The sequence below is a fragment of the Sphingomonas sp. GW821-FHT09E03 genome (genome assembly GCF_059416225.1).
Genome location: NZ_JBWKOS010000001.1, coordinates 163894 through 184922 on the forward strand (window position 1 = coordinate 163894; position 21029 = coordinate 184922).

The following is a 21029-nucleotide window of genomic DNA, read 5'->3' on the forward strand; positions in this document are numbered from 1 at the left end:
TTAGCGGTTGCGGCCGAGGATCGCGTCGAGCGGGTTGCCGCCGCCGAACATGCCGGCGAGGCCACCAAGCCCGCCCGGCAGGCCGGGCTGGGCGCCGCCCTGATTGCCGGCGCCCTGCTGGAGGAGCGAGCCGAGGAGGCCGCCGAGGCCGCCGCCCCCGCCGCCGGCGGTGGCGAAGTGACGCGCGACCATCGCCGCGACGATCGGAAGCATCGCTTTGAGCACCGTGCTCGAGACGCCGGTCTGCCCCGATGCGTGATCCGCGACCTCGCGGCTGACGTCCTTGGTGCCGAAGATCTGGCCGAGCACGTCGTTGCCCGCGGCGGGATCGGTGTGGTCGATCGTCTGTCCCGCCGCTGCGGCGTCGGGGCGATGCTGGAGGCCGCCGAGGATGGCGGGCAGCAGCGACGCCATCGCTGACTGGGTCTGCTCGGCACTGAGGCCGAAGCGGCTGCCCAGCGCCGCGGCATCGGTGCCGCTCGAGGCGAGGATTTGCGAAGTGGCGTCCATGGTCATCCTCTCGAAACTGGTGTCCCAACGATGCATCCGAGACGATAGGTCCGCCGTCGCCCGACTAATTAGCGGTGACGGCTTATGGCTGCCGCGCCCGATCGTGGCGCGGCGGCGTTGACGCTGCGCATGACTCCTGACGATCCCGCTGCAACCTCCGCCACACTGACCGTCTGGCACGATGGCAACTGCCCGCTGTGCCGGCGCGAGATCGCGCTGATGCGGCGGCTCGACCGGCGCGGGCGCATCACCTTCGTCGATGCCGCGGGCGATGCGCCGATCGCCTGCCCGGTGGATCGCGCCGAGCTCCTCGGCCGCTTCCACGCACGCGAGGAGGGGACCTTGGTGTCGGGAGCGGCGGCGTTCGCGGCGATGTGGCGGGCGATCCCGGTGCTGCGGCCGCTCGGGCTGATCGCGCGCAACCGGCTGGTGCTGACAGGGCTCGAGCGGGGCTATCGGCAGTTCCTGCGCGTGCGGCCGCGGCTCCAGCGGCTCGCGCAACGGCGCGCGGCGGCATGACCGACGAGCGGGACGGGCGCGGCAAGGCGGTGCCGAGCGGGCGGCTGGCGCGGCTCGGCGTGTTCGGGCGGCTTGCCGGCGGCGTCGCCGGCGGGGTGATCGCCGAGGGCGCGCGGCGGCTCGCCGACGGACAACGGCCGCGAATGGGCGACCTGCTGATGACGCCGGGCAACATCGGTCGGGTCGCCGACCAGCTCTCGCACCTGCGCGGCGCGGCGATGAAGCTCGGCCAGATGATCTCGATGGATGCCGGCGATTTCTTGCCCGACGAGCTGACGCAGATCCTCAGCCGGCTGCGCGATCGGGCACACCATATGCCGCCCGCGCAGCTGCAGGGGGTGCTGGCGCGCGATTGGGGCAAGGACTGGCGGCGGCGGTTCGCGTGGTTCGACGCGACGCCGGTCGCCGCGGCGTCGATCGGTCAGGTCCACCGGGCGGCGACGCCCGATGGCCGCATTCTCGCGATCAAGGTGCAATATCCCGGCGTGCGCGACAGCATCGACGCCGATGTCGACAATGTCGCGACGCTGCTGCGGGTGTCGGGCGTGCTGCCCAAGGCGCTCGACATTGCGCCGCTGCTCGCCGAGGCCAAGCGCCAGCTCCACGAGGAGGCCGATTATCGCCGCGAGGCAACGCAGCTCGCACGGTTCGGCGCGCTGCTGGCGGACGATCCCGCCTATGTCGTGCCCACGCTCGACGCGGAATTCAGCGGCGACGACGTGCTGGCGATGAGCTTCGTCGATGGCGTTGCGATCGAGACGCTGGCGGACGCCGACCAGGCCGTCCGCGACGCGGCGATGCGGGCGCTGATCGCGCTGGTGCTGCGCGAATTGTTCGACTTCGGGCTGATGCAGACCGATCCCAATTTCGCCAACTACCGCTACCAGCCGGCGACCGGCCGGCTGGTGCTGCTCGATTTCGGCGCGACGCGGGCGATCACGCCGGCAACCGCGGACGGCTATCGCCGCTTGCTCGCCGCCGGGCTCAGCGGCAGCCGCGATGACGTGCGCGCGGCGGCGATCGCGGCAGGGTTCCTGGGCGAAGCGGCGGTTGACGCCCACCGGCCGCAGATCGACGCGATGATCGATGTCATCCTTGGCGAGCTCAACCGCGCCGGCCCGTTCGACTTCGGCGATCGCGCCTTCGTCGGCGGGTTGCGCGAGCAGGGCATGACGATGGCCGCCGACCGCGACACCTGGCACGTGCCGCCGGTCGAGACGCTGTTCGTCCAGCGCAAGATCAGCGGCACCGCGCTGCTCGCCGCCCGGCTCAAGGCACGAGTCGACGTTCGCAGCATGATCGCCGCGGCGCTGGGCGGCAGCGACCAGACCGCGGTGCCGCCGATCCGCGCCTGACCTACGGGTTGGTCACCCGAGCGCGCGCGGCGGTCGTCAGGCCTGCGGCATCCGCTCGGTGAGCACGATTTCACCCTCGACCTCGATGTCCTCGTCGGGATCGAGGCCGTCGGTGTCGGGCATCTCGAACTCGGCGCTCCAGTCGAAGATCTTTTCCTGACCGCCGCCCTCGATCCAGACGCGCACCGCGCCGCTGGTGATCTCGCCGCCCATCGCGCCGACGAAATCGGTGACGAGTGCGTCGGCGGCATCCGCATGATCGTTTGCGCCCGGGATGCTGGCGGGCTCGATCTCTTCGTCCATCTCGATCAACTGAGCCCAAAAACGCTTGGCCATGGTTCGCTTCCTCAACTTCTGCCTGCCGGCGGCATGCCACCCATCGCCTCGGCATAGCGGGTGACGCCGGGCCGCGCACCGTTTTCCGCCGATGCGGACGCGGCACCGTTTGACCTCGCCGGTGGCGCCATGCATCACGTCGCCATGTCCGCCTTGCCCTCCCGCCGCGACGCGCTCGCCGGCGCCGCTGCCGCGGCGACGCTTGCCGCCGTTCCCGCCCGTGCCGCAGCACCTGCCGCCGATGCCGCGGCGATGCTCGACCGCTTTGCCTGGGCGCTACTCGCCTTCGATCCGGCGCAGGCGACCGGGCTCGGCGTCGACACCGGTGCCCATGCCGATCTGCGCCGGCGGCTCGAGGACCGCTCGCCCGCCGGCTATGCGGCGCGCCGCCAGTTCCTCACGGCGGCACTCGCGGAGCTCGCGCGGACGCCGCGCACCGGGCTGGACGCGGTGACCGCGACCAGCCTCGCGGTCGCGGACAGCGCGTTCCGCACCGCGCTCGACGGCATGGCACTGCCTTATGGCGTCGCCACGATCGGCAGCTGGCGCAACTCGCCCTATGCGGTGATCCAGAACGTCGGCTCGTGGCTCGATGTGCCGCAACTGCTCGAGGGCGATCATCCGGTGCGCGATGCGGCGGATGCCGAGGCCTATCTCGCCCGGCTCGCGGCAATGCCGGCACAGCTCGATGGCGAGACGGTGCGCATCCGCGCCGCGCGCGAGCAAGGCCTGGTGCCGCCCTCCTTCCTGCTCGACAAGACGATTGCGGGTATGGCGCGCACGATCGCCGATGCCGCCAAAGCCGACGGCCCGCTGATCGCACCGCTGGCGCGCAAGGCGAAGGCGATCCCCGCCGCATGGACCGAGCGCGCGGCGCAGATCGCGCGCGCGGCGATCGTGCCGGCGCTCGAGCGCCAGCTCGCCGAATTGCGCGCCGAGCGCGCGGTGGCGACCGACGCGCCAGGACTCGGCCTGCGCCCGCAGGGGCACGAATGGTATGCCTGGGGGCTGCGCGCCGGCACCACCACCCGGCGCAGCGCGACGGAGATCCATGCGCTCGGCCGCGCGCAGCTGACGACGCTGCAGGGTGAGATGGATGCGATCCTCAAGAGCCAGGGGCTGACGCAGGGCAGCGTTGCCGAGCGCGCCACCGCGCTCCAGCATCGGCCCGGAATCGCCTTCGGCAACGACGACGAGGGCCGGCGGCAGATTATCGCCTATATGCAGGGGCGGCTCGACGCGATCCGGCCGCGGCTACCGCAGGCGTTCCGGCGATTGGTAAAGGGCAATCTCGAGATCCGCCGCCTGCCGCTGGCGCAGGAGCCCGGCGCGGCGGCGGCCTATGGCGGCCCGGGGTCGCTCGACGGCACGATCCCCGGCAAGGTCTGGGTCAACCTCGGCGATCCCTCGATCCACAACAAGGTGACGATCCCCGATCTGGTCTTCCACGAGGGCATTCCTGGCCACGTCTGGCAGGGCGAATATGCCCAGCAGCTACCGCTGATCCGCTCGATCCTCACCTTCAACGCCTATTCCGAGGGCTGGGCGCTCTATGCCGAGCAGCTCGCCGACGAACTCGGCATGTACCAGGGCGATGCACCCGGGCGGCTCGGTTACCTGATGGGGCTGTCGTGGCGCGCGGTGCGGCTGGTGGTGGATACCGGCATCCACACCATGAACTGGTCGCGCGATCGCGCGCTCGCTGAATTCGTCGCCGCCACCGGGCTGCCGCGCAGCAACGCCGAGAGCGAGATCGACCGCTATTGCGCATGGCCGGGGCAGGCGTGCGGCTACAAGCTTGGCCAGACCGAGATCGTCGCGCAGCGCGACCGCGCCAAGGCGGCGCTCGGCGCGCGCTTCGACCTGCGGGACTTCGACCAGGCGGTGGTCGACGGCGGCAACGTCCCGCTCGGCGTGCTCGCCGACAATGTCAGCGGCTATATCCACCAGGTGCGCGGCTGAGGCGGCCGGCGATGCCCGCCGCGGCGCGAGGAGGGGCCCGATGACCGGCGACTATGCGCATGGCCGGCGCGACGGCCTGCGTCTCGCGCTGTCGATTCTCGCCGCCGAAGAGGCGAAATGGGCCGCGCTGCTCGGCGAGAGCCCGTCGTGGCGGACCAATGCGATCCGCGAGGTGCGCCACAAGACGCTGCAGGTCGCCCAGACGAGGGTGCAGACCGTGCTCAACCGGCTGACGCCCAAGGGGGACACCGCGGTGAGCGACGAACTCGCCGCGGCGCTGGACAAGGCCGGGCTCTAGCAGCGGCTGCCCTGCACCGGCCGGAACGGCGCGCTGCCGGCGCGCGTTGCGGGGGATGCTGTGGGGGACGGTGATTGAGAAATATCGATTTCAGCTCGTGGCAGAGCCTGCTCGGTACCTTGTTTGGCCTGACGCTGGTGACGCTGCTCGGCGTCGGCATCCGGCTGCTGACGATGATGACCTTCCAGCAGCGCCGCGAGCGGATGAACCGCCAGATCAACGAGCGGCTGCGCACGCTGATCGCGGCGTACAAGACGCTGGGCGGCTCGTTCACCGGCGATCTCACCGTCGACCCTGCGCACAAGCGCGACGCGCGACGCGGTACGCCGCCGATGGCCGACGCGCCGGCGGGCGAGGAACCGATGGCAACGCTCGATCTCAGCGCCGAGGGCGCGTCGCGATCGGATCGCACCCGGCGCATCCGCGACGCGGTCGAGGCGGCGCTGTCCGACACCATCCTGCTCGGCACCGAGGAGCATGTCCGTCTCGCCGACCGTGCGGTGCGCGAGCTGGTCGCCGGCCATCCCGTTCACACCCATGAGCTGGTGGTGTCGTTGCGCGCCTTCGTGCGCGACGCGCTCGATCTCGATCCGATCCCGGCCGATCTGGTGATCCCGATGCAGGGGCCGACCCGGCCGGCGGGATCGGGTGGTGGCGCCAAGGGCGGCGGCAAGGACGAGGGCGGCAGGGCGGGCGGCGGTGGTGGTGGCGGCGGCGGCTTGGGCGGCGGTGGCGGGATGGGGGGCATGGGTGGCGGTGCCGACGACCCGCATCACGATCCGCATCACCAGGGCTGATCGCGCCCGCGCCGCCCGACCTCGAAGGCTACAGTGTCACTTGATCGGGGCTTCCAGCGTCGCCGCGGCGCAGCTTGCCGTCGCGCGCACCGGGTTGCAGCGCACGACCGCGTTGCCGGGCAGGTGCACGGTGTAATTGCCGGGAAAGCGCGGGTCCGCCCACAGATAATCGGTCGAGACATAATGGGCGCCGCTCGCCAGCGCGGCGTCGCGGCGGGTGGTGTCGTTCGCACGCGCCTCGCGGGTATCGGCATCGGCGCGGGTGCGCACCAGGAAGCCCAGCGCGACATCGCGCCTGATCCGCGCGCCCTCTGCGACCGGATCGTTGATCGTCAGATAGGCGGCGGCCGGCGAGGCCTCGTCGGTGTTGATAAAGAACACCCGGCCCTCGAGCGAACGCCGCGTGCCGCGATAGACCGCGACCTTGGCGGGGGGCTCGTCGAGCGCGAACAGGATGCGGCCGCGTGCCGTGTCCAGCGTCGGCCAGTTGCCGGCGAGCACCGCGTCGCGCAGCGTCGGGTAGCGGCCCTGGACGTCGTCGGGCGTGATCAGCTTGTCGGGCGACAGCACCGAGCGGATCTCGGCGTCGAGCGCGTCATAGGCGGCGGCGGTGAAGGGCAGGGCGTCGATCCCGCCCTTGGCGGCGTTCTGCTCGTCCTTGGCGTTGAACATCAGCATGATCGGGACATGGCCGGGATGCGCGTCCGACCAGCCGCGGATCAGGCGCAGGCAATCGACCAGCAGCAAGCAGCTGCTCGAATTGTCGATGCCGGGGATGTGCAGCACCTTGAAGCCCGGGCGCGTGAGTTTGGGATCATTCGAGCCGCGCGCGTAGCGACCGCCCTCGGGATCGTAGTTGACGTCTATCTCGAGCTGGCGCGCACCGGCGTCGAGCTGCGCGACCAGCGAGCGGTGGCCGTAATCGAGGGCGTCGGCCATCGCCGGGCTGGCGGCGCGGATCCGCGCCATGGTCGCGGCGGGCATCGGCAATTTGTAGCTGTTGTGGGTGCCGATCACGGCGATGTCATTGATGCGCACCGGCGCCGGGGATGAGGCGGCGGCAGCGGCGGCAAGCATCGCCGGGAGGGGCATGACCATGGTCGTGGGATCCTTAAAAAGGCCCCCGTGACAGCGAATTGTTACAAGCGTTAGCGACCGGTGCCGATCGCAACCACCTGCTGCCGGGCGATGCCAAACGGGGGCATCAGCCGCCACAGGATCACGGCACCGATCACGTCAAACAGCGCCAAGCAGGCGAACAGCGGCCCATAGCCGACCACATCGGCCAGGCCGCCGATCAGCAGCGAAAAGCTGAGGCCGCCGATCCAGGCCGCCGATCCCGCCATGCCCGTCGCGGTCGCCACGACGCGCTGATCGAACACGTCGGCTGACAGGGTGATCAGCGCCCCCGACAGCATCTGGTGGGCGAAGCCCCCGATGCAAAACAGCGCGATCGCGGCGGCGGGGCTTACCGTCAGGCCGATGCAGGCCGGCCCGATCATCAGGGCTGCCCCGGTGGTGACCACGATCTTGCGGGATGTGAGCAGCGACACCTTGTAGCGGCGGATCAACAACGGGGCATAATAGCCGCCGAGCACCGAGCCGGCGTCGGCGGCGAGGAAGGGCAGCCAGGCGAACGCCGCGATCCCCTTGAGATCCATGCCGCGTTGCTCGACCAGATAGAGGGGAATGAAGAAGCTGAACGTCTGCCAGGCGGGATCCGCAAGGAAGCGCGGAATGGCGATGCTCCAGAAGGCGCGGGTTGCAAGGACGGCGCGCCAAGTCAGCGGACCACCGCGATCGGCGATCTCGACGTCACCGGCCGCGATATAGGCGCGCTCCTCCGCCGACACCCAAGGATGCTCGTCGGGGTTGCGGTAAAAACCGTACCACAGCGCAGCCCAGATGAAGCCGACCGCGCCGGTCACCACAAAGGCGGATTGCCAGCCCCAGACGGCGATGCAGAACACCACGATCGGCGGTGCGATCATCGCGCCGATCGAGGTGCCGATATTGAACCAGCCGGTGGCGACGGTCCGCTCGTGCGGCGGAAACCATTGCGCGACGGTCTTCATGCCCGCCGGGATTGCGGCGGCCTCGGTCAAGCCCAGCATGCCGCGGAAGAGAGCCAGGCTGGGCCATCCCGTCGCGAAGGCGTGGCAGCAATTGGCCAACGACCAGCCGATGGCGAACAGCGCAAAACCAAGACGGAGGCCGGCAAGGTCGAGCACATAGCCGGCAATCGGCTGCATCACCGTGTAACAGGCCTGGAACGCCGCCACGACCCAGCTGTATTGCTGCGTCGACAGACCGAACTCGTGTTTCAGCGTCGGCGCCGCGACCGATAGCGACGAACGCGCCAGATAATTGAGAACGGTGCCGAGCGTGACCAGCGCGATGATCACCCAGCGCAGCTGGTTCTTCATGGCTGCCTCGCCAGGACGGCGCGGTCAGTCTCGCGAAGCAGGAGCTGGCGGTTCGCCGGCGAGGCTGTCCAGTCACTGGCGAACAGGCCGCGCTCGGAGAACAGGCCGTCGACGATGGTGGCGGCACCTCCTGCGGTCCACAGTGCGGCAAGTTCAGCCGATCGTGGATCCGACACCGGATGACCGGTGCCGCGCAGGTGGCGCAGCCATGCCCCTAGCGCACGGAGAATCGCAGGACAGGCGTGATCGCGAGCCTGATGCCAGGCGAGGGTGTGGAGCCAGCGTTGCGGAATCTTCTGCGATCCGTCCATCGCGATCTGTGCAAGGCGGTGGTTCAAGGCCGGATTGGCGAACCGATCGATGAGGGCATCGGCGTAGCGGCCGAGGTCCTGGCCGGGCATGGCGTTGATGCTCGGCGCTGCCTCAAGCCGCATCAGCGCATCGACGATCGGCGCGATGACCGGATCGCGGACCGCCTCGTGAACGAAGCCGAGGCCACGCTCGAGGCCGAGATAGGCGAGCGCGGAATGAGCGCCGTTGAGCATGCGCAGCTTCGCCATCTCATAGGGGCGTACATCGGCCACCAGCTCGGCGCCGCCCGCTTCCCAGTCGGGACGGCGTCCGGCAAAGCGGTCTTCGATCACCCATTGCCGGTAGGGTTCGGTGAAGACGGCAGCTTCGTCCTTGATGCCGAGGCGCGATACCAGTGTCTCGCGGTCGAGCGATGTGGTCGCCGGTACGATCCTGTCGACCATGGATGAGGGAAAGGTGCAACGGGCCGCGACCCAATCGGCGAGCGCAGGGTCGCTGCGGCGGAGGAAATCGTCCAGCGTTCCCGCCAGCACCTCGCCGTTGCCGGCGAGATTGTCGCAGCTCAGCAGCGTCAGCCCCGCGTGGCCATGCGCACGCCGCGTCGCCAGCCCGCTCGCAAGATAATCATAGATCGTGCCGTCAGTGCCCGGCGACGGAAATTGATAGGCTTTCTCGGTGACGGTGAGTGTCACCAGTTGCGTGGTGGGTGCCGCCAAGAGCGAGCTGACCCGTGCAGGGTCGCGCGGCGCAACGAGGATCTGAGCGATCGCCGCTACCAGGCGCGAGCGTTCGCCGGCGCCCGACCGCTCGGTGACGGTATAAAGCCCCGCCTGTGGCGCCAGTTGATCGTGCACGATGGGCTGGCGGAGCGAGACGCCCGCGATCCGCCAGTCACGATCCCCGGCGTTCAAGGCATCGTCGGTGTACACCGCTTGATGGGCGCGGTGGAACGCGCCGATGCCGAGATGGACCTGGCCGATCCGCTGCTGGGCCGCATCGTAGCGAGGACGCTCCACGGTGGCTGGCAAGGCGGCAAGCGTTTCCGGTGCCAGCCTCACAATTTGTAGGCCCGCTTGGCGAAGGTGTAGGCAAGATCGACCGCTAGCTCCGCCGCTTCCCACTCCTCCAGCCGGTGGTCGGCCACCAGTCCGGCAAGAAAGCCGCAATCGATACGCCGTGCCACGTCATGGCGCGCCGGGATGGAGAGGAAGGCGCGGGTATCGTCGTTGAACCCGACCGTGTTGTAGAAGCCTGCGGTCTCGGTGGTCTGTTCGCGAAACCGCCGCATGCCTTCCGGGCTGTCGTGGAACCACCAGGCGGGGCCCAGCTTGAGTGCGGGGTAATGGCCTGCGAGCGGGGCCAGTTCGCGCGCGTAGCTCGTCTCGTCGAGGGTGAAGACGATGATGCCGAGGCCCGGCTCATTGCCGTAGCGCGAGAGCAGGGGCTGCAGCGCATGAACATAATCGGTGGCGACGGGGATGTCAGCGCCCTTGTCACGACCGAAGCGCGCAAACAGCGCGGCGTTATGATTGCGGAACGATCCGGGGTGGATCTGCATCACCAGCCCGTCCTCCAGGCTCATCCCCGCCATCACCGTCAGCATGTGCGCGCGGAACAGCTCGGCGTCGGCCGGATCGACCACCTCGGCCGTCACCCGGCCGAACAGCGCCTGGGCTGCCTGCGGGGTCAGGTCGGCCGTCGCCGCCGTGGGGTGGCCATGATCGGTCGCCGTCGCCCCCATCTGTGCGAACCATGCGCGCCGGATACGGTGCGCGGCAAGGTATCCGTGATAGTCGAAGGCGTCCTGATCCGTCAGCGACGAAAGCCGGCGAAGATTGTCGCGGAAACCCTCGAACGCGGGATCGATGATCGGATCAGGGCGGTAGGTGGAGATCACCCGCCCATGCCACCCACTTGCCCGAATGGCGGCGTGATGATCAAGCGGGTCGAGCGGTGATTCGGTGGTCGCCAGCACTTCTATGCCAAAGCGATCGAACAGCGCGCGCGGGCGGAAGGCGTCCTGCCGCAGCGCCTCGGTGATACGATCATAATAGAGGTCTGCCGTTGCCGTTTCGAGCCTGAGATCCAGCCCGAATACTTCGGCGAACACCCAGTCGAGCCACAGCCGTGACGGTGTTCCGCGGAACAGATGGTAATGATCGGCAAACAGCCGCCATGCGGCCCGAGGATCGGCCGTCGGCTGGCTCCCGTGAGCAGCGACGCCAAGGGCCTCCAGCGGCACACCCTGGCTGTACAGCATGCGCAGGACGTAATGATCGGGGGTCAGCAACAGCTCGGTCGCGTCGCCGAACGGCGCGTCGTCAGCGAACCAGCGCGGATCAGTGTGACCATGCGGGCTGATGATCGGGAGCGTCGCCACCGCGCCGAACAGTCGACGCGCGATGGCGCGGGTGTCCGGGTCGACCGGAAAGAGGCGATCTGGATCGAGCGTAAGCGCTGGCATGGATTACTATCTCCCATGACCCTGCTCGCACAACTGGTCTTGCCAATCTACCTCAAAGTGGCAGACGGCTGCGACTTGAAGCACTGGTGGTGGGGACAATGCTGCGCGTCTTTGCGCTCGGTAGCAGAACCGTTGCCACAGTCGGCGGCGTCGCTCCCATGCGGCCCGGCGTCGCCCCGCCAATAATTCGGCACAAACAAAAACGGCCGATGGTGACATCGGCCGATAGGATGGAGAGAAAGCCTTTGAGAGGCCTGGCCTATATGTAAGGCCACTGAGCAATGCGCAAGCGCTCTTGTCATCGCGAGTGGTGATCGTTTGCAGCTACGGTGACGCCTCGCCGTCAGCCAAGCCGTGATTTGCCGAGGCTCAGTCGTTCACCTGGTCTGCGAGCAGCAAGGCGCCGAGCGGCCCGGCGTCGCCGGCCAGCGCGGCAGCGACGACGATCTCCTCGGCCGTGGCTGCATCGATCCCGGGCAGATAGCCGCCGAGCTTCGCGACGATCCCGGCGCGTACCATGGGCAGGAGGTGTGGCTGCCCAACACCCACGCCGCCGCCGATGACGATGCGCTCGCACGACAGCGTCAGAAGCAGCACCGTGCAAGCCTCAGCCAAGGCGTCCGCAACCGGGATCCACGCGGGGTCGGTCGGCGACAAGCCCTCGCCATCGACGCCGGCCCGCGCGGCCACCGCCGGTCCCGAGGCAAGCCCTTCCAGGCAGTCGCCATGGAAGGGGCAGACGCCGCCGAACGTATCGCCGGGGAGGCGGCGAACGTGCATGTGACCCGCCTCCGGGTGCATGCGCCCTGCGAGCGGCCGTCCATCGGCGATGATGCCCATGCCGATGCCCGTTCCAACGGTGACGTAGACGTAATCGCGCAACCCCTTGGCGGCACCCCAGCGACCCTCTGCGAGGGCGGCGGCGGTGACGTCGGTGTGGAGCGTCGCCGGCACCGGCAGTGCCTCGCCCAGCGGGCCGAGAATGTCGGCGGTCGACCAGCCCGGCTTTGGGTTGGGCAGCATCGTGCCGCGCTGGCCGTGGCGGCCGTTGAGCGAGATCGGACCAAAGCTCGCGATCCCCAGCGCGACCGGCCGGTAGCGCTCGTGCCACTGCCGAAGCCGGTGGCCGAGCAGGCCAAGCGTGTCCGCCGGCATGGTCGTCGGGACGATCACCCGCTCGATGATGGTGCCGTTGCAGCCGAGCACTGCGATGGTCTTGGTGCCGCCCAGTTCGACGCCGACCGTGTACCGGCTTGCCGAAACATCCTTAGCTGCCGCCTCTACACCGCTGATCATGTCCGTCAGCGCGGCCATCACCGTGCCGCCTGCGGGCGCAGGACAAAGCCGAACCGCCGCTCGACGGGCAGAACACGATAGGGCGGCAGCGGACGGCCATGGCTGTCCCAGGTGGTGTTGCCGCCCAACCCCGCCTGCACGGCATCCACAAGCAGGGTCACGTGGTCGTGCGGCACGATGTCGCTGCTCTTCGCGACGCCCGGCGGTTTCCGACGCAGATCCTCGTAGGGAAAGGCCAGGACGTTCATCGTCAGCGGCGTCGTGCCGGTGACGCGGAGCGCAGGCTCGTTGCCACCGCTCAGCTGCATCCAGCGTACATCGGTCTTGGTGCCGGTGTCCTGGGGGCGAATGAAGTCGTGATATTGATCGGCGATCGCGCCCTGCCACAGGCCGATCATCGCGCCCGACTTGCGATCGGCATAGCTCTCGTGCGGCCCGCGCCCGAACCATTGGACCGTGTCGAAGCGTGTCGGCATTGCAAACTCGAGCCCGACCCGCATCATCTCGGGCAGATCGGGCCTCAATGGCGTGAAGTGGCCGTCAACGGCGAGGCTGCCGTCGCCGTGCATGGTGTAGCGCGTTTCGAAGCGCGCGGCGCCGGCGCCCAGGCCATAGCGGACGATGATGGTGGCGCCGCCACGGCGACGCTCCACCGTCGCGCTTTCAACCGTCCGTTCGGTCGACATCGTCGCCCAGGGCGCCGCGAGCTTGGCGGTGCCGGTGCCAAGATCATTGTCGGTGGGCATCCGGTAAAAATTGGGCGTGCCGCCGGTGAGCAGCGCGGTGGCTGCTGCCGCATAGCCGGCGACGAGGCCAGATCGCCGGTCGACCGACAGCGTCGCGCCGCTGGCCGAGAGCGTGATGGCGCTCGCGGTCTGGCTGAGCCCGACGCGACCGGCGATCGGCGGTGCCGCACGAGCCGCCGGTGCGCCGTACGCGAATTGATCCCAGCCGATGACGTGACCAGCCGGCGCATAAGGCATCGCGCCGGTGGTGTCATAGGCGCGCAGGGTGATGAAATATTCTGCTCCCGGCTTTCGTGTGAGGGCAGGTAGCGCAAGGGTGAACGGCATCGTGCCGCGTGCGGGGGTGTGGAGGGCGGGCACTTCGCCATGGGCGATCGGCACGCCATCCTCGGTTATCTGCCAGGTGACGCGATAGCCGGAGAGATCGCGGAAGTCGTTGTGGTTGATGACGGTGAACCGGCCCGCGGCAGCGTCCGTGGCGGCGAACTGGACGGGCGCGTATACCTTCTGCACCTCGTACAGCTGCGGGTTGGGCGTGCGATCCGATTGCATCAGCCCATCGCCGAACTCGATGTCGCCACCCGGATTGGGACCATATTCCCCGCCGTCGCCCCAATAGCGGCGCCCGTCCTTGGTGTAGCGGTACATGGTCTGCTCGACCCAGTCCCAGATGAAGCCGCCCTGCAGCCGATCGGGATGGGCGTAGATCGTGTCCCAATCGTCCTTGAACCCGCCGCCCGAATTGCCCTGCATGTGCGCATATTCGCAGGCGATCAGCGGCTGCTTCAGCTCGGTGTGCTGCGCGTAATCGAGCATCTGCGCGATGCTGTGGTACATCGGCGCGAAGATATCGGAATAGGGAACGATGCGATGATCCTCGGTGGCGCTCCAGCCGAGGAACGAGATCAGGCGCGTGGGATCCAGCGCCCGGGCGGCGGCGGCCGCCTTTTCGAAGGTCGGGCCAACGCCGCTTTCATTGCCGAGTGACCAGAAGATGATCGACGGATGGTTGCGGTCACGCGCGACCATGTTGGTGACGCGCGCGATGTGCGCCGCTTCCCAGGCCGGGTCGTAGCCGAGGAAGTAGCGTTTCTGCAGCTCGGGCGTCGCGCGGCCCGCGCCAAGATAGGCGTGGCTCTCGATGTTGGCCTCGTCCATCACGTAAAGGCCGAGCTCGTCGGCGAGCGCGTAAAGACGCTCGTCATTGGGGTAATGCGACGTGCGGACGGCGTTGATGTTGGCGAGCTTCATCAACTGCAGGTCGTGGCGCATCGACGCGGCGGAGATGACGTGGAAGGTCTCGGGATCATGCTCGTGGCGATTGACGCCGCGAATGGTGATCGGCTTGCCGTTGATCGTCACCAGCCCGTTGCGGATCGCCACCGTGCGAAAGCCGATCCGCTGGGCGGTCGCCTGCACGACCCGGCCGTGACGGTCGACCAGTTCGATCAGCAGCGTGTAGAGGTTGGGGGTCTCTGCGGTCCAGGGCCGGACGTCAGGTACGGGGGCGGAGATGACGGTCGTGGCGGCGGTGGCTGCCATCGCCGTGCGGGTGAGGATCGTGGTGGCGCCATCCTTGAGCGTGGCGCGCAGCGTCATGCCCTTGGCCGCGGCGGTGGTGGTAAGCGACAGCGCCAGCTTGCCCTGCCGATCATCGCTGTCGAGCCCCGCGGTCACGGCAAAATCGGCCAAGCGCGCGCGGGGTGCCGCGATCAGATACACCGAGCGCTCGATTCCCGACACGCGCCAGAAATCCTGGTCCTCGATGTAGCTGCCGTCGGACCAGCGATAGACCTGGATCGAAACGCTGTTCCGGCCCGGGCGCATCCAGCGGGTGACATCAAACTCGGAGGGTAGCTTGCTGTCTTCGCTGTAACCGACCTTCTGGCCGTTGACCCAGACGTAATAAGCAGATCCCGCCGCGCCGATGTGGAGGATCACATCGCTGCCTCGCCAGGTCGCCGGCAGCGTCACGTCGCGGCGGTAGGAGCCGACCGGGTTGGTCGCGTGGGGGATCAGCGGCCGATTGGCGGGAAAGGGATAGGTTATGTTGTTGTAGCGCGCCTGATCATAGCCTTCGGCCTGCCAATCTGCCGGCACCTTGATACTCTTCCAGCCCGACACGTCATAATCACGGCGGAAGAAGTCCTTCGGCGCGCCGTCGGCCGATGGCGAGAAGGCGAACTTCCACTGGCCGTCGAGCGACAGAAAGCGTGAGGAAGCGGCAATGTCGCCGACCTGCGCCTTGTCCGCATTCTCGAACGGAAAACCGGTCGCGCGCGCAGGTAGCTTGCCGATCGCGAAGATTGCGGGGTTTTCCCACTCCGGGCGCGAGGGATCGACTTGCGGCTGGAGCGGCGGCGGAATGTCGGCGGCGAGTGCCGCGGTGGATCCGAGCAGCAGAGCCAGCGCGAGGTGGCGGAAGGATCGGGGCATCGGGATCACTCAGCACTGGAGGGGGCGGCGGTGGCTTGCGCCCAGCCGTTGGGATGCGCGGCAACGGTAAGGTTCAGCGTGCCGCCCGCCATGATGTCGGACTGGCTGATGAACGCGCGCTCAAGCGGCCTACCGTTGAGGCGGGCCGCCGTGATGTAGATCCTGCCTTGCTTCCAATTAGGCACCGCAATGGTGAACGTACGGCCGTTCTCCAGCCGCAGTGTCGCACGCGGCTGATGCGGCGCATGAAGGTAGAACAGATCGGTCGTCAGCTTGGGGAACAGGCCGAGACGGTTGAACACATAATGCGAGCTCATCGCGCCATTGTCCTCGTCGCCCGGATAGGCGTCAGCGGTGAATCGCTGGAAGATACGGTTGGCCCAGAAGCTGGCGAGATCGGGGCGGCCAACTTCGCTGAACAGCCACGGCGTTGCGAAGCTTGGTTCGTTGGTGATGTCGATCAGCCCATGGTCGAGCGCATGGCTGAGGCGAGCGATGAACCGGGTCCGGCCGCCCATTGCCGTGATCAGCCCGGGGAGATCGTGAAGAACATCATAGGAATAGACCCAGGCGGTGCCTTCGTAGAAGCCGACATTGTCATAGGTCTTGCCATCCCAGCCCAGCTTGGGATCGATCGGCTGGAATCGGCCGTCGGCGTAGCGCGGCATGATGAAGCCCGCAAAGCCGTCGCTGGTCGCATTCTTGTCCCAGACGTTGCGCCAGTTGCCGGCACGATGGTCCAGCGTGGCGGCGAGGTCGGCCTGGCCGGTTTTGGCTGCCAGACGCGCGGCGTAGAAATCGTTGAGCGCGAAGGCGACGGTCGAGGATCCCGACTTGGCGCGCTGATTGTCAGGCTCGGGGCTGCGGTCGTTCACCGCAAACCAGCCGTCGATCAGGTAGCGCGGCCGGCGGACCTCCAGCGCATTGTGGAGCGCCACCTCGGCCGCAGCCTTCCAGTTGACGCCGGGCACCTGACGGATCAGGCCTTCGCCCAGCACGTTGTCGATCTCGTCGCCGCCTTGGCCGACATGATAGTTGCGCCCGGCAATGAAGGCCGTGTGCGCCACCCCGAAGCGGCGATAGGTGCCGACGATCGAGGCGATGTTGCCGGCGTAGACGCTTGGCCGCAGCAGCGACATTAGCGGGAAGCCGGTTCGATAGGTGTCCCACAGTGTGTAATAATCGTCCCAGTGCGGCGTCGCCCGATCGGCGAGGGGCTGATCCAGGCTGCGATCGCGTGGCTGGATCACCGAATGGTATAGCGCAGTGTAAAACCGACGCTTGTCCGCCTCGCCAACGCCATCGATGGTGGCGCGCTGCAACTCGGCGTCCCAGGCGGCGCGCGCCGCGGTGCGCACCGCCTCGAAGCGCTGGTTGCCGAGCTCCGCGTCGAGCAGCTCCGCGGCTCGCTCGGCACTGGTGAAGGACACCGCGACCTTGAGGGAAACGGGGCCACCGCCGCTGAACTGCCACCAGGCGCCGAGCTTGGTATCGGCAGGCACCGTCGCGGTCGTGCCGCCAGCGGTGACCGCGTCGCCGGCGCGAATGCCCCAGGCGCTGGGAGGCCGATCGAGCTGGGCAACGAACCAGATGTCGACATTGGCCGGCGACCAGTAGTTCTTGGCGCGCACGCGGCCGATGATGCGGCCCTGTTGGGGTAGCAACTGCACGTCCGCGCCATCGCTGGCGAGTTCACCGCCGATCTTGCGCGTCAGGTCGAACACCAATGTCGCCTGCCGGTCGGTGGGGTAGGTGAAGCGATAGATGGCGGCATAATGACCCGGCGTCACTTCGGCGCGGATGCCGTAGCGGCTCAGCGTCACCGCGTAATGGTCGGCCGCAAACTGTTCGTCTGCCTTGGGCGAGAGATGCGCCGGCTCGTCGAGTGCGGGGGCCCCGGTCTGCGGCGAGACGAGGAAGGTGCCGTAGGTGGTGCGACCGCCGGAGCCCTGGGTGTGCAGTTGCGCAAAACCGCTGATCGGGGCGGCGGGATCATAACCGGCGTTGCTGCCGGTGAGCGTTTCAGGGCTGGGATGGATCGATCCGGCAGGTAGCGCCGGCCCCGGGATGGTATCGCCCTGGTTGTCGTTGCCGAGCCCGACCCGGGGATCGACATAGCGTGAGAGCGACCCGCTCTGCGCCGCCGCGTTGCCGGTCAAAGCCAGCACGGCCGCTCCCAGCAGGAGGTGCCTGACACGGCTCATGGTCATTCGATCCTTTTCGATCATCAATCCTCGCTCACGCCCCGCCGAGGGAGCGCCGGCGGCGCGCGATCGCCGCCGGCGCCAGTACCTCAGAACGTCGCGCGCAACGTCACCGTATAGGTGCGGCCGTCATAGTCGAAGCGGCGTGGCAGCTCCGGCTGGTTTTCATATTCGTAGCGCACTGCATTGGTCAGATTGTAGGCATCGGCCGACAGCGTGAGGAAGCTGCTGATGTTATACGAGGCCGAGGCATCGAGCTGGCCGCGGGAGCGCACCTGGCGCGCGGCGCCGGTGAAGGTGCCTGCCGAGGCGAGATCATATTTGCTGCGCACGTTGTAGACCAGGCGCAGGCCGTAGCCCGGGGTTTCGTAATAGCCGATGAAGTTGGCATTGTGCTTTGACACGCCCGGGAGCGTCGCGTCGGCGCCGGTCGCGGTCTTGCCGCTGATCGTCGTATAAGCATAGTTGAAGCCGCCGCCGAAATTCCTGAGCAGGCCGGGCAGGAAGTCGAGCGTCTGCTGCAGGTTGAACTCGACGCCGCGTACGGTGATCGGGTTGTTCTGATTTTCGACGCCCGATGCGGTGACGAGATAGGGCGTCGTCACGCCGGCCTGGGTGTAGGTAAGGCTGCTCTCGCAGCGATCACCATTCACCGTCAGCGTGCCGAGACCAAGCGCCGTGGCGTCTGCAGGGCAGAGCTGCGCCGGATCGGTGATCTGGCCGATCAGCCCGGTGATGCGCTTCTGGAAGCCGGCGATCGAGATGATGCCGTTGGGCCGGTTGTACCATTCCGCCGAGATGTCGAGCGAGGTGGAATTGTAGGGCTTGAGGTTCGGGTTGCCGAGGGTGAGCGAATAGGCGCCGTTCGAAGGCGCGCTGACCACCGTGACCGGGGAGAATTGCCGCGGCTGCGGGCGGACATAGGTGCGATAGGCCGCGGCGCGGACCAGCAACTTGTCGGTGATGTCGGCGATGGCGATGAACGAGGGCAGCAGCTTGTTGTAATTCTGCTTGTAGGTGGTCGGTGCGAAGTCGTTGGGCGAGCCGAGCGCCCCGGTCAGCGACACTCGGTTCAAGGCGACGATGGTGTTGTCGGTGTGCTCGAAGCGCAGGCCGCCATTGCCGCGCACCCGGATGCTGCCGAGGTTGAACTCGTATTTCACCTGGCCATAGACCGAGGCGATGTTGTTCTCGTTCGAGTAATTGTACAGCGAATAGCTGTTGTCATTGTAGCGGATGTTATAGCCGAGCGGCGACAATTGACCGCCCGGGTAGACGGTGACCGGGGTCACTTCGTCGAGGAACTTGTCGATGTCGACCGCCTGCCAGTTGGTGGTCTGATCACCGCCATGGCCGTTGAAGAAGTCGCTTGCGGCGGGGCTGTTGATCAGCACGTCGCTCGTCAGATTCTGCAGCTGCAGGCCATAGGCCATGGTGCGGAAGCCTTGCGATTCAAACTTGTTGCGCTCGTAGCGCGCACCCGCCTGAAGCCCGGTAATGAAACCGTGGAGGGTGCGCTCGACGTCGAACTGGCCGGCGAGCAGCTTGTTGGTGGCATAGCTCTGGGTACCGGTGAACTGCAGGCGATTGGTGCGCAGGGCGGTATCGGCGCTGTTGTAGAAATAGGTGGGATCGGCGGCGCCGCCCCATACGCCGGTGGTGAGGCCATTGAGCGTCGCGACCGGATTGGGCGTGATCGTGTAGGAGAAATCGTCGAGCGACCCGCCGCCGGTGTGGATGATTGCCGAGACGCCATTGCCACCGGCCACCTGGGTGCGCTCGAGATCGACTTCGGTCTCGCTGGAACGGTTATGCGCCTGCGACAGGGTGCCCACGGCGCTTACCCGCCAGTCGTCGCTCTTCCATTCCCCGGTAAGGTTGCCGCCCCAGGCGAGCTGTTCCTGGCCGTAGCGACGGGTCGAGGTCACCGTGACGGGATTGCCGTACTGGACGTCGTTGATGACATAGCGGCCGTCCGACAGCTTGGTCGGATCCGACAATGCCGTCACCGTGCTCGCGTCGGTGGTGTAGGCGATATTGAGATATTGGGTGGTCTTGGGTTGCTGGCGGTTGGTGTAGAAGCCGGTCAGGCCGATCTTGGCTTCGGGCGACACGCGCCATTCGGCGCCACCGGCGGCCGAGTAGAGGTTGCCGACGTTATCACGTGAATATTGCCGGATGGTCGAATCGTAGATCACTCCCGCGGTGGAGGTGGTCCCGGTGCACGACGGGCAGGCCGCCGATGTCGGGTAATAAGCGCCGACGGTGGCGGCGTTGGCTTGGGCCTGCGCGGGCGTCAGCGCGGTGTAGCTGTTGAACAGCAGCGAATCGCGCCGGAAATGCTCGCGCTTATAGGCGAAGGTGCCAAACACCGCGAAGTCGTCGGTGATGTGCTTGTTGTAACCAACCGTGGCTTCGGGGCCGCCAACGCTGCCGAGATCGTTGTGCTCATAGGCAACCTTGGCGAAACCGCCTTCCTTGCGGCTCAGCGCCGAGGCGATCTGCAGATCGACGTTGCCCGACAGGCCGCCGCTCTGCGCATTGGCCAGTGGCGACTTGTCGACGACGATCGCGCTGAAGATGTCCGAGTTGAACGCACCGAGCGGTGCCGCTTCGGAAAGGATCGGTTCGGCAAAGGCCACGCCGTTCAACGTCAGGCGGGCATATTCGCCGGGCAGGCCGCGCAGGTTGATGGTGGCGTTGCGCCCCTCCGCCTCGCGATTGATCTGGACGCCGGGTACGCGCTGGAGTGCTTCACCGACGTTGAGATCGGGAAACCGGCCCAGGCCATCCGACGAGATGCCATCGGTGATGCCCACCGAGTCGCGTTTGGTCGCAATGGCATTGGCATAGCTCTGGCGAAAACCGGTGACGACGATATCGGCATCGCCCGTGACCGATTTGACCGGCTCGAGGCCGGGCTGCGCTTCGGTGCTCTGATCAGGGTTGGCGGGGGTGGCGACGGTCGGTGTCGGCGTGTCCGCCGGCGCGCTCTGTGGTGCCGTCTGGGCGATCGCCGGCAACGCGGCGAACATGCTCCCGCCAAGCAGCATTGCCGTCAGATACTTGAAGCGCGGATGGCGTGAATGCATCGAAACCTCCCCTAGTGCCGGCGTACAGTCGCCACCCAGTTCGATCGCCGCGGCTTGGTGCAACGGTCGGGCGAACTGGCCTTACCATCTTACCGTACTGATCAAGACGCATTTGGCAAAACATTTTTTGCGGATGAATGCACGGCGTGTCCCTGTGCGGGTTGTGAAATGAGACAGGCAGTGCCGTTGCCGTGCAGTCGATGCACCTAGCCGCGTGCTTACCGTGGCTGCCGCAATGGCCGCAATCAGCCGATGACGGTATAATTGGCTTGACCA

At 67.4% G+C, this 21029-nt stretch carries 15 protein-coding genes; 5 read left to right on the forward strand and 10 right to left on the reverse strand.

From position 1 onward, the window contains the following. Complete coding sequence (locus tag AC07M8_RS00950) at positions 1–510, reverse strand: DUF937 domain-containing protein (RefSeq protein ID WP_495172593.1); 510 nt, start codon at positions 508–510, stop codon at positions 1–3. Positions 511–639: 129 nt separating this feature from the next. Between AC07M8_RS00950 and AC07M8_RS00955 the strand changes: the two genes are divergently transcribed. Continuing rightward, positions 640–1029, forward strand: coding sequence for a thiol-disulfide oxidoreductase DCC family protein (locus tag AC07M8_RS00955; protein ID WP_495173120.1), 390 nt, complete (start codon positions 640–642; stop codon positions 1027–1029). After that, complete coding sequence (locus AC07M8_RS00960; protein WP_495172594.1) at positions 1026–2384, forward strand: ABC1 kinase family protein; 1359 nt, start codon at positions 1026–1028, stop codon at positions 2382–2384. The genes AC07M8_RS00955 and AC07M8_RS00960 overlap by 4 nt, the downstream gene beginning before the upstream one ends. A gap of 36 nt (positions 2385–2420) precedes the next feature. On the opposite strand, the gene AC07M8_RS00965 is transcribed toward AC07M8_RS00960, so the two are convergent. After that, complete coding sequence (locus AC07M8_RS00965; RefSeq protein ID WP_495172595.1) at positions 2421–2720, reverse strand: hypothetical protein; 300 nt, start codon at positions 2718–2720, stop codon at positions 2421–2423. A gap of 144 nt (positions 2721–2864) precedes the next feature. Here AC07M8_RS00965 and AC07M8_RS00970 point away from each other — a divergent pair, with 144 nt between their 5' ends. From AC07M8_RS00970 to AC07M8_RS00980, 3 genes are all read left to right on the forward strand, one after another. Then, entirely contained in the window at positions 2865–4682 is a 1818-nt protein-coding gene (locus AC07M8_RS00970) for a DUF885 domain-containing protein (RefSeq protein ID WP_495172596.1), read from the forward strand. A 40-nt stretch (positions 4683–4722) separates the two neighbouring features. Further along, positions 4723–4980, forward strand: coding sequence for a hypothetical protein (locus AC07M8_RS00975; protein WP_495172597.1), 258 nt, complete (start codon positions 4723–4725; stop codon positions 4978–4980). Between the two features lie 74 nt (positions 4981–5054). After that, positions 5055–5777: a hypothetical protein gene (locus tag AC07M8_RS00980; RefSeq protein ID WP_495172598.1), complete on the forward strand. Its 723-nt coding sequence runs from the start codon at positions 5055–5057 to the stop codon at positions 5775–5777. A 36-nt stretch (positions 5778–5813) separates the two neighbouring features. Here the strand turns inward: AC07M8_RS00980 and AC07M8_RS00985 are convergent, their stop codons facing one another. The 8 genes from AC07M8_RS00985 to AC07M8_RS01020 form a co-directional block, all read right to left on the reverse strand. Further along, positions 5814–6875, reverse strand: coding sequence for a phosphatidylinositol-specific phospholipase C1-like protein (locus tag AC07M8_RS00985; RefSeq protein WP_495172599.1), 1062 nt, complete (start codon positions 6873–6875; stop codon positions 5814–5816). A 50-nt stretch (positions 6876–6925) separates the two neighbouring features. After that, positions 6926–8203: an MFS transporter gene (locus AC07M8_RS00990; protein ID WP_495172600.1), complete on the reverse strand. Its 1278-nt coding sequence runs from the start codon at positions 8201–8203 to the stop codon at positions 6926–6928. After that, the gene (locus AC07M8_RS00995; protein WP_495172601.1) at positions 8200–9531 is read right to left on the reverse strand and encodes a mannitol dehydrogenase family protein; all 1332 of its coding nucleotides are present in this window, start codon (positions 9529–9531) and stop codon (positions 8200–8202) included. The genes AC07M8_RS00990 and AC07M8_RS00995 overlap by 4 nt, the downstream gene beginning before the upstream one ends. Before the next feature lie 38 nt (positions 9532–9569). Then, the gene (gene uxaC, locus AC07M8_RS01000; RefSeq protein WP_495172602.1) at positions 9570–10979 is read right to left on the reverse strand and encodes a glucuronate isomerase; all 1410 of its coding nucleotides are present in this window, start codon (positions 10977–10979) and stop codon (positions 9570–9572) included. A gap of 369 nt (positions 10980–11348) precedes the next feature. Beyond that, positions 11349–12293 carry an ROK family protein gene (locus AC07M8_RS01005; protein WP_495172603.1) on the reverse strand — a complete coding sequence of 315 codons (945 nt, stop codon included), beginning with the start codon at positions 12291–12293 and terminating at the stop codon, positions 11349–11351. Beyond that, positions 12293–15457 carry a glycoside hydrolase family 2 TIM barrel-domain containing protein gene (locus AC07M8_RS01010; RefSeq protein WP_495172604.1) on the reverse strand — a complete coding sequence of 1055 codons (3165 nt, stop codon included), beginning with the start codon at positions 15455–15457 and terminating at the stop codon, positions 12293–12295. Before AC07M8_RS01010 ends, AC07M8_RS01005 begins: the two co-directional genes overlap by 1 nt. A gap of 5 nt (positions 15458–15462) precedes the next feature. Beyond that, a complete protein-coding gene (locus tag AC07M8_RS01015) occupies positions 15463–17685 on the reverse strand; it encodes a GH92 family glycosyl hydrolase (protein ID WP_495172605.1) in 2223 nt (740 codons plus the stop codon). A gap of 65 nt (positions 17686–17750) precedes the next feature. After that, entirely contained in the window at positions 17751–20753 is a 3003-nt protein-coding gene (locus tag AC07M8_RS01020) for a TonB-dependent receptor (protein WP_495172606.1), read from the reverse strand. Between the last annotated feature and the right edge of the window lie 276 nt (positions 20754–21029).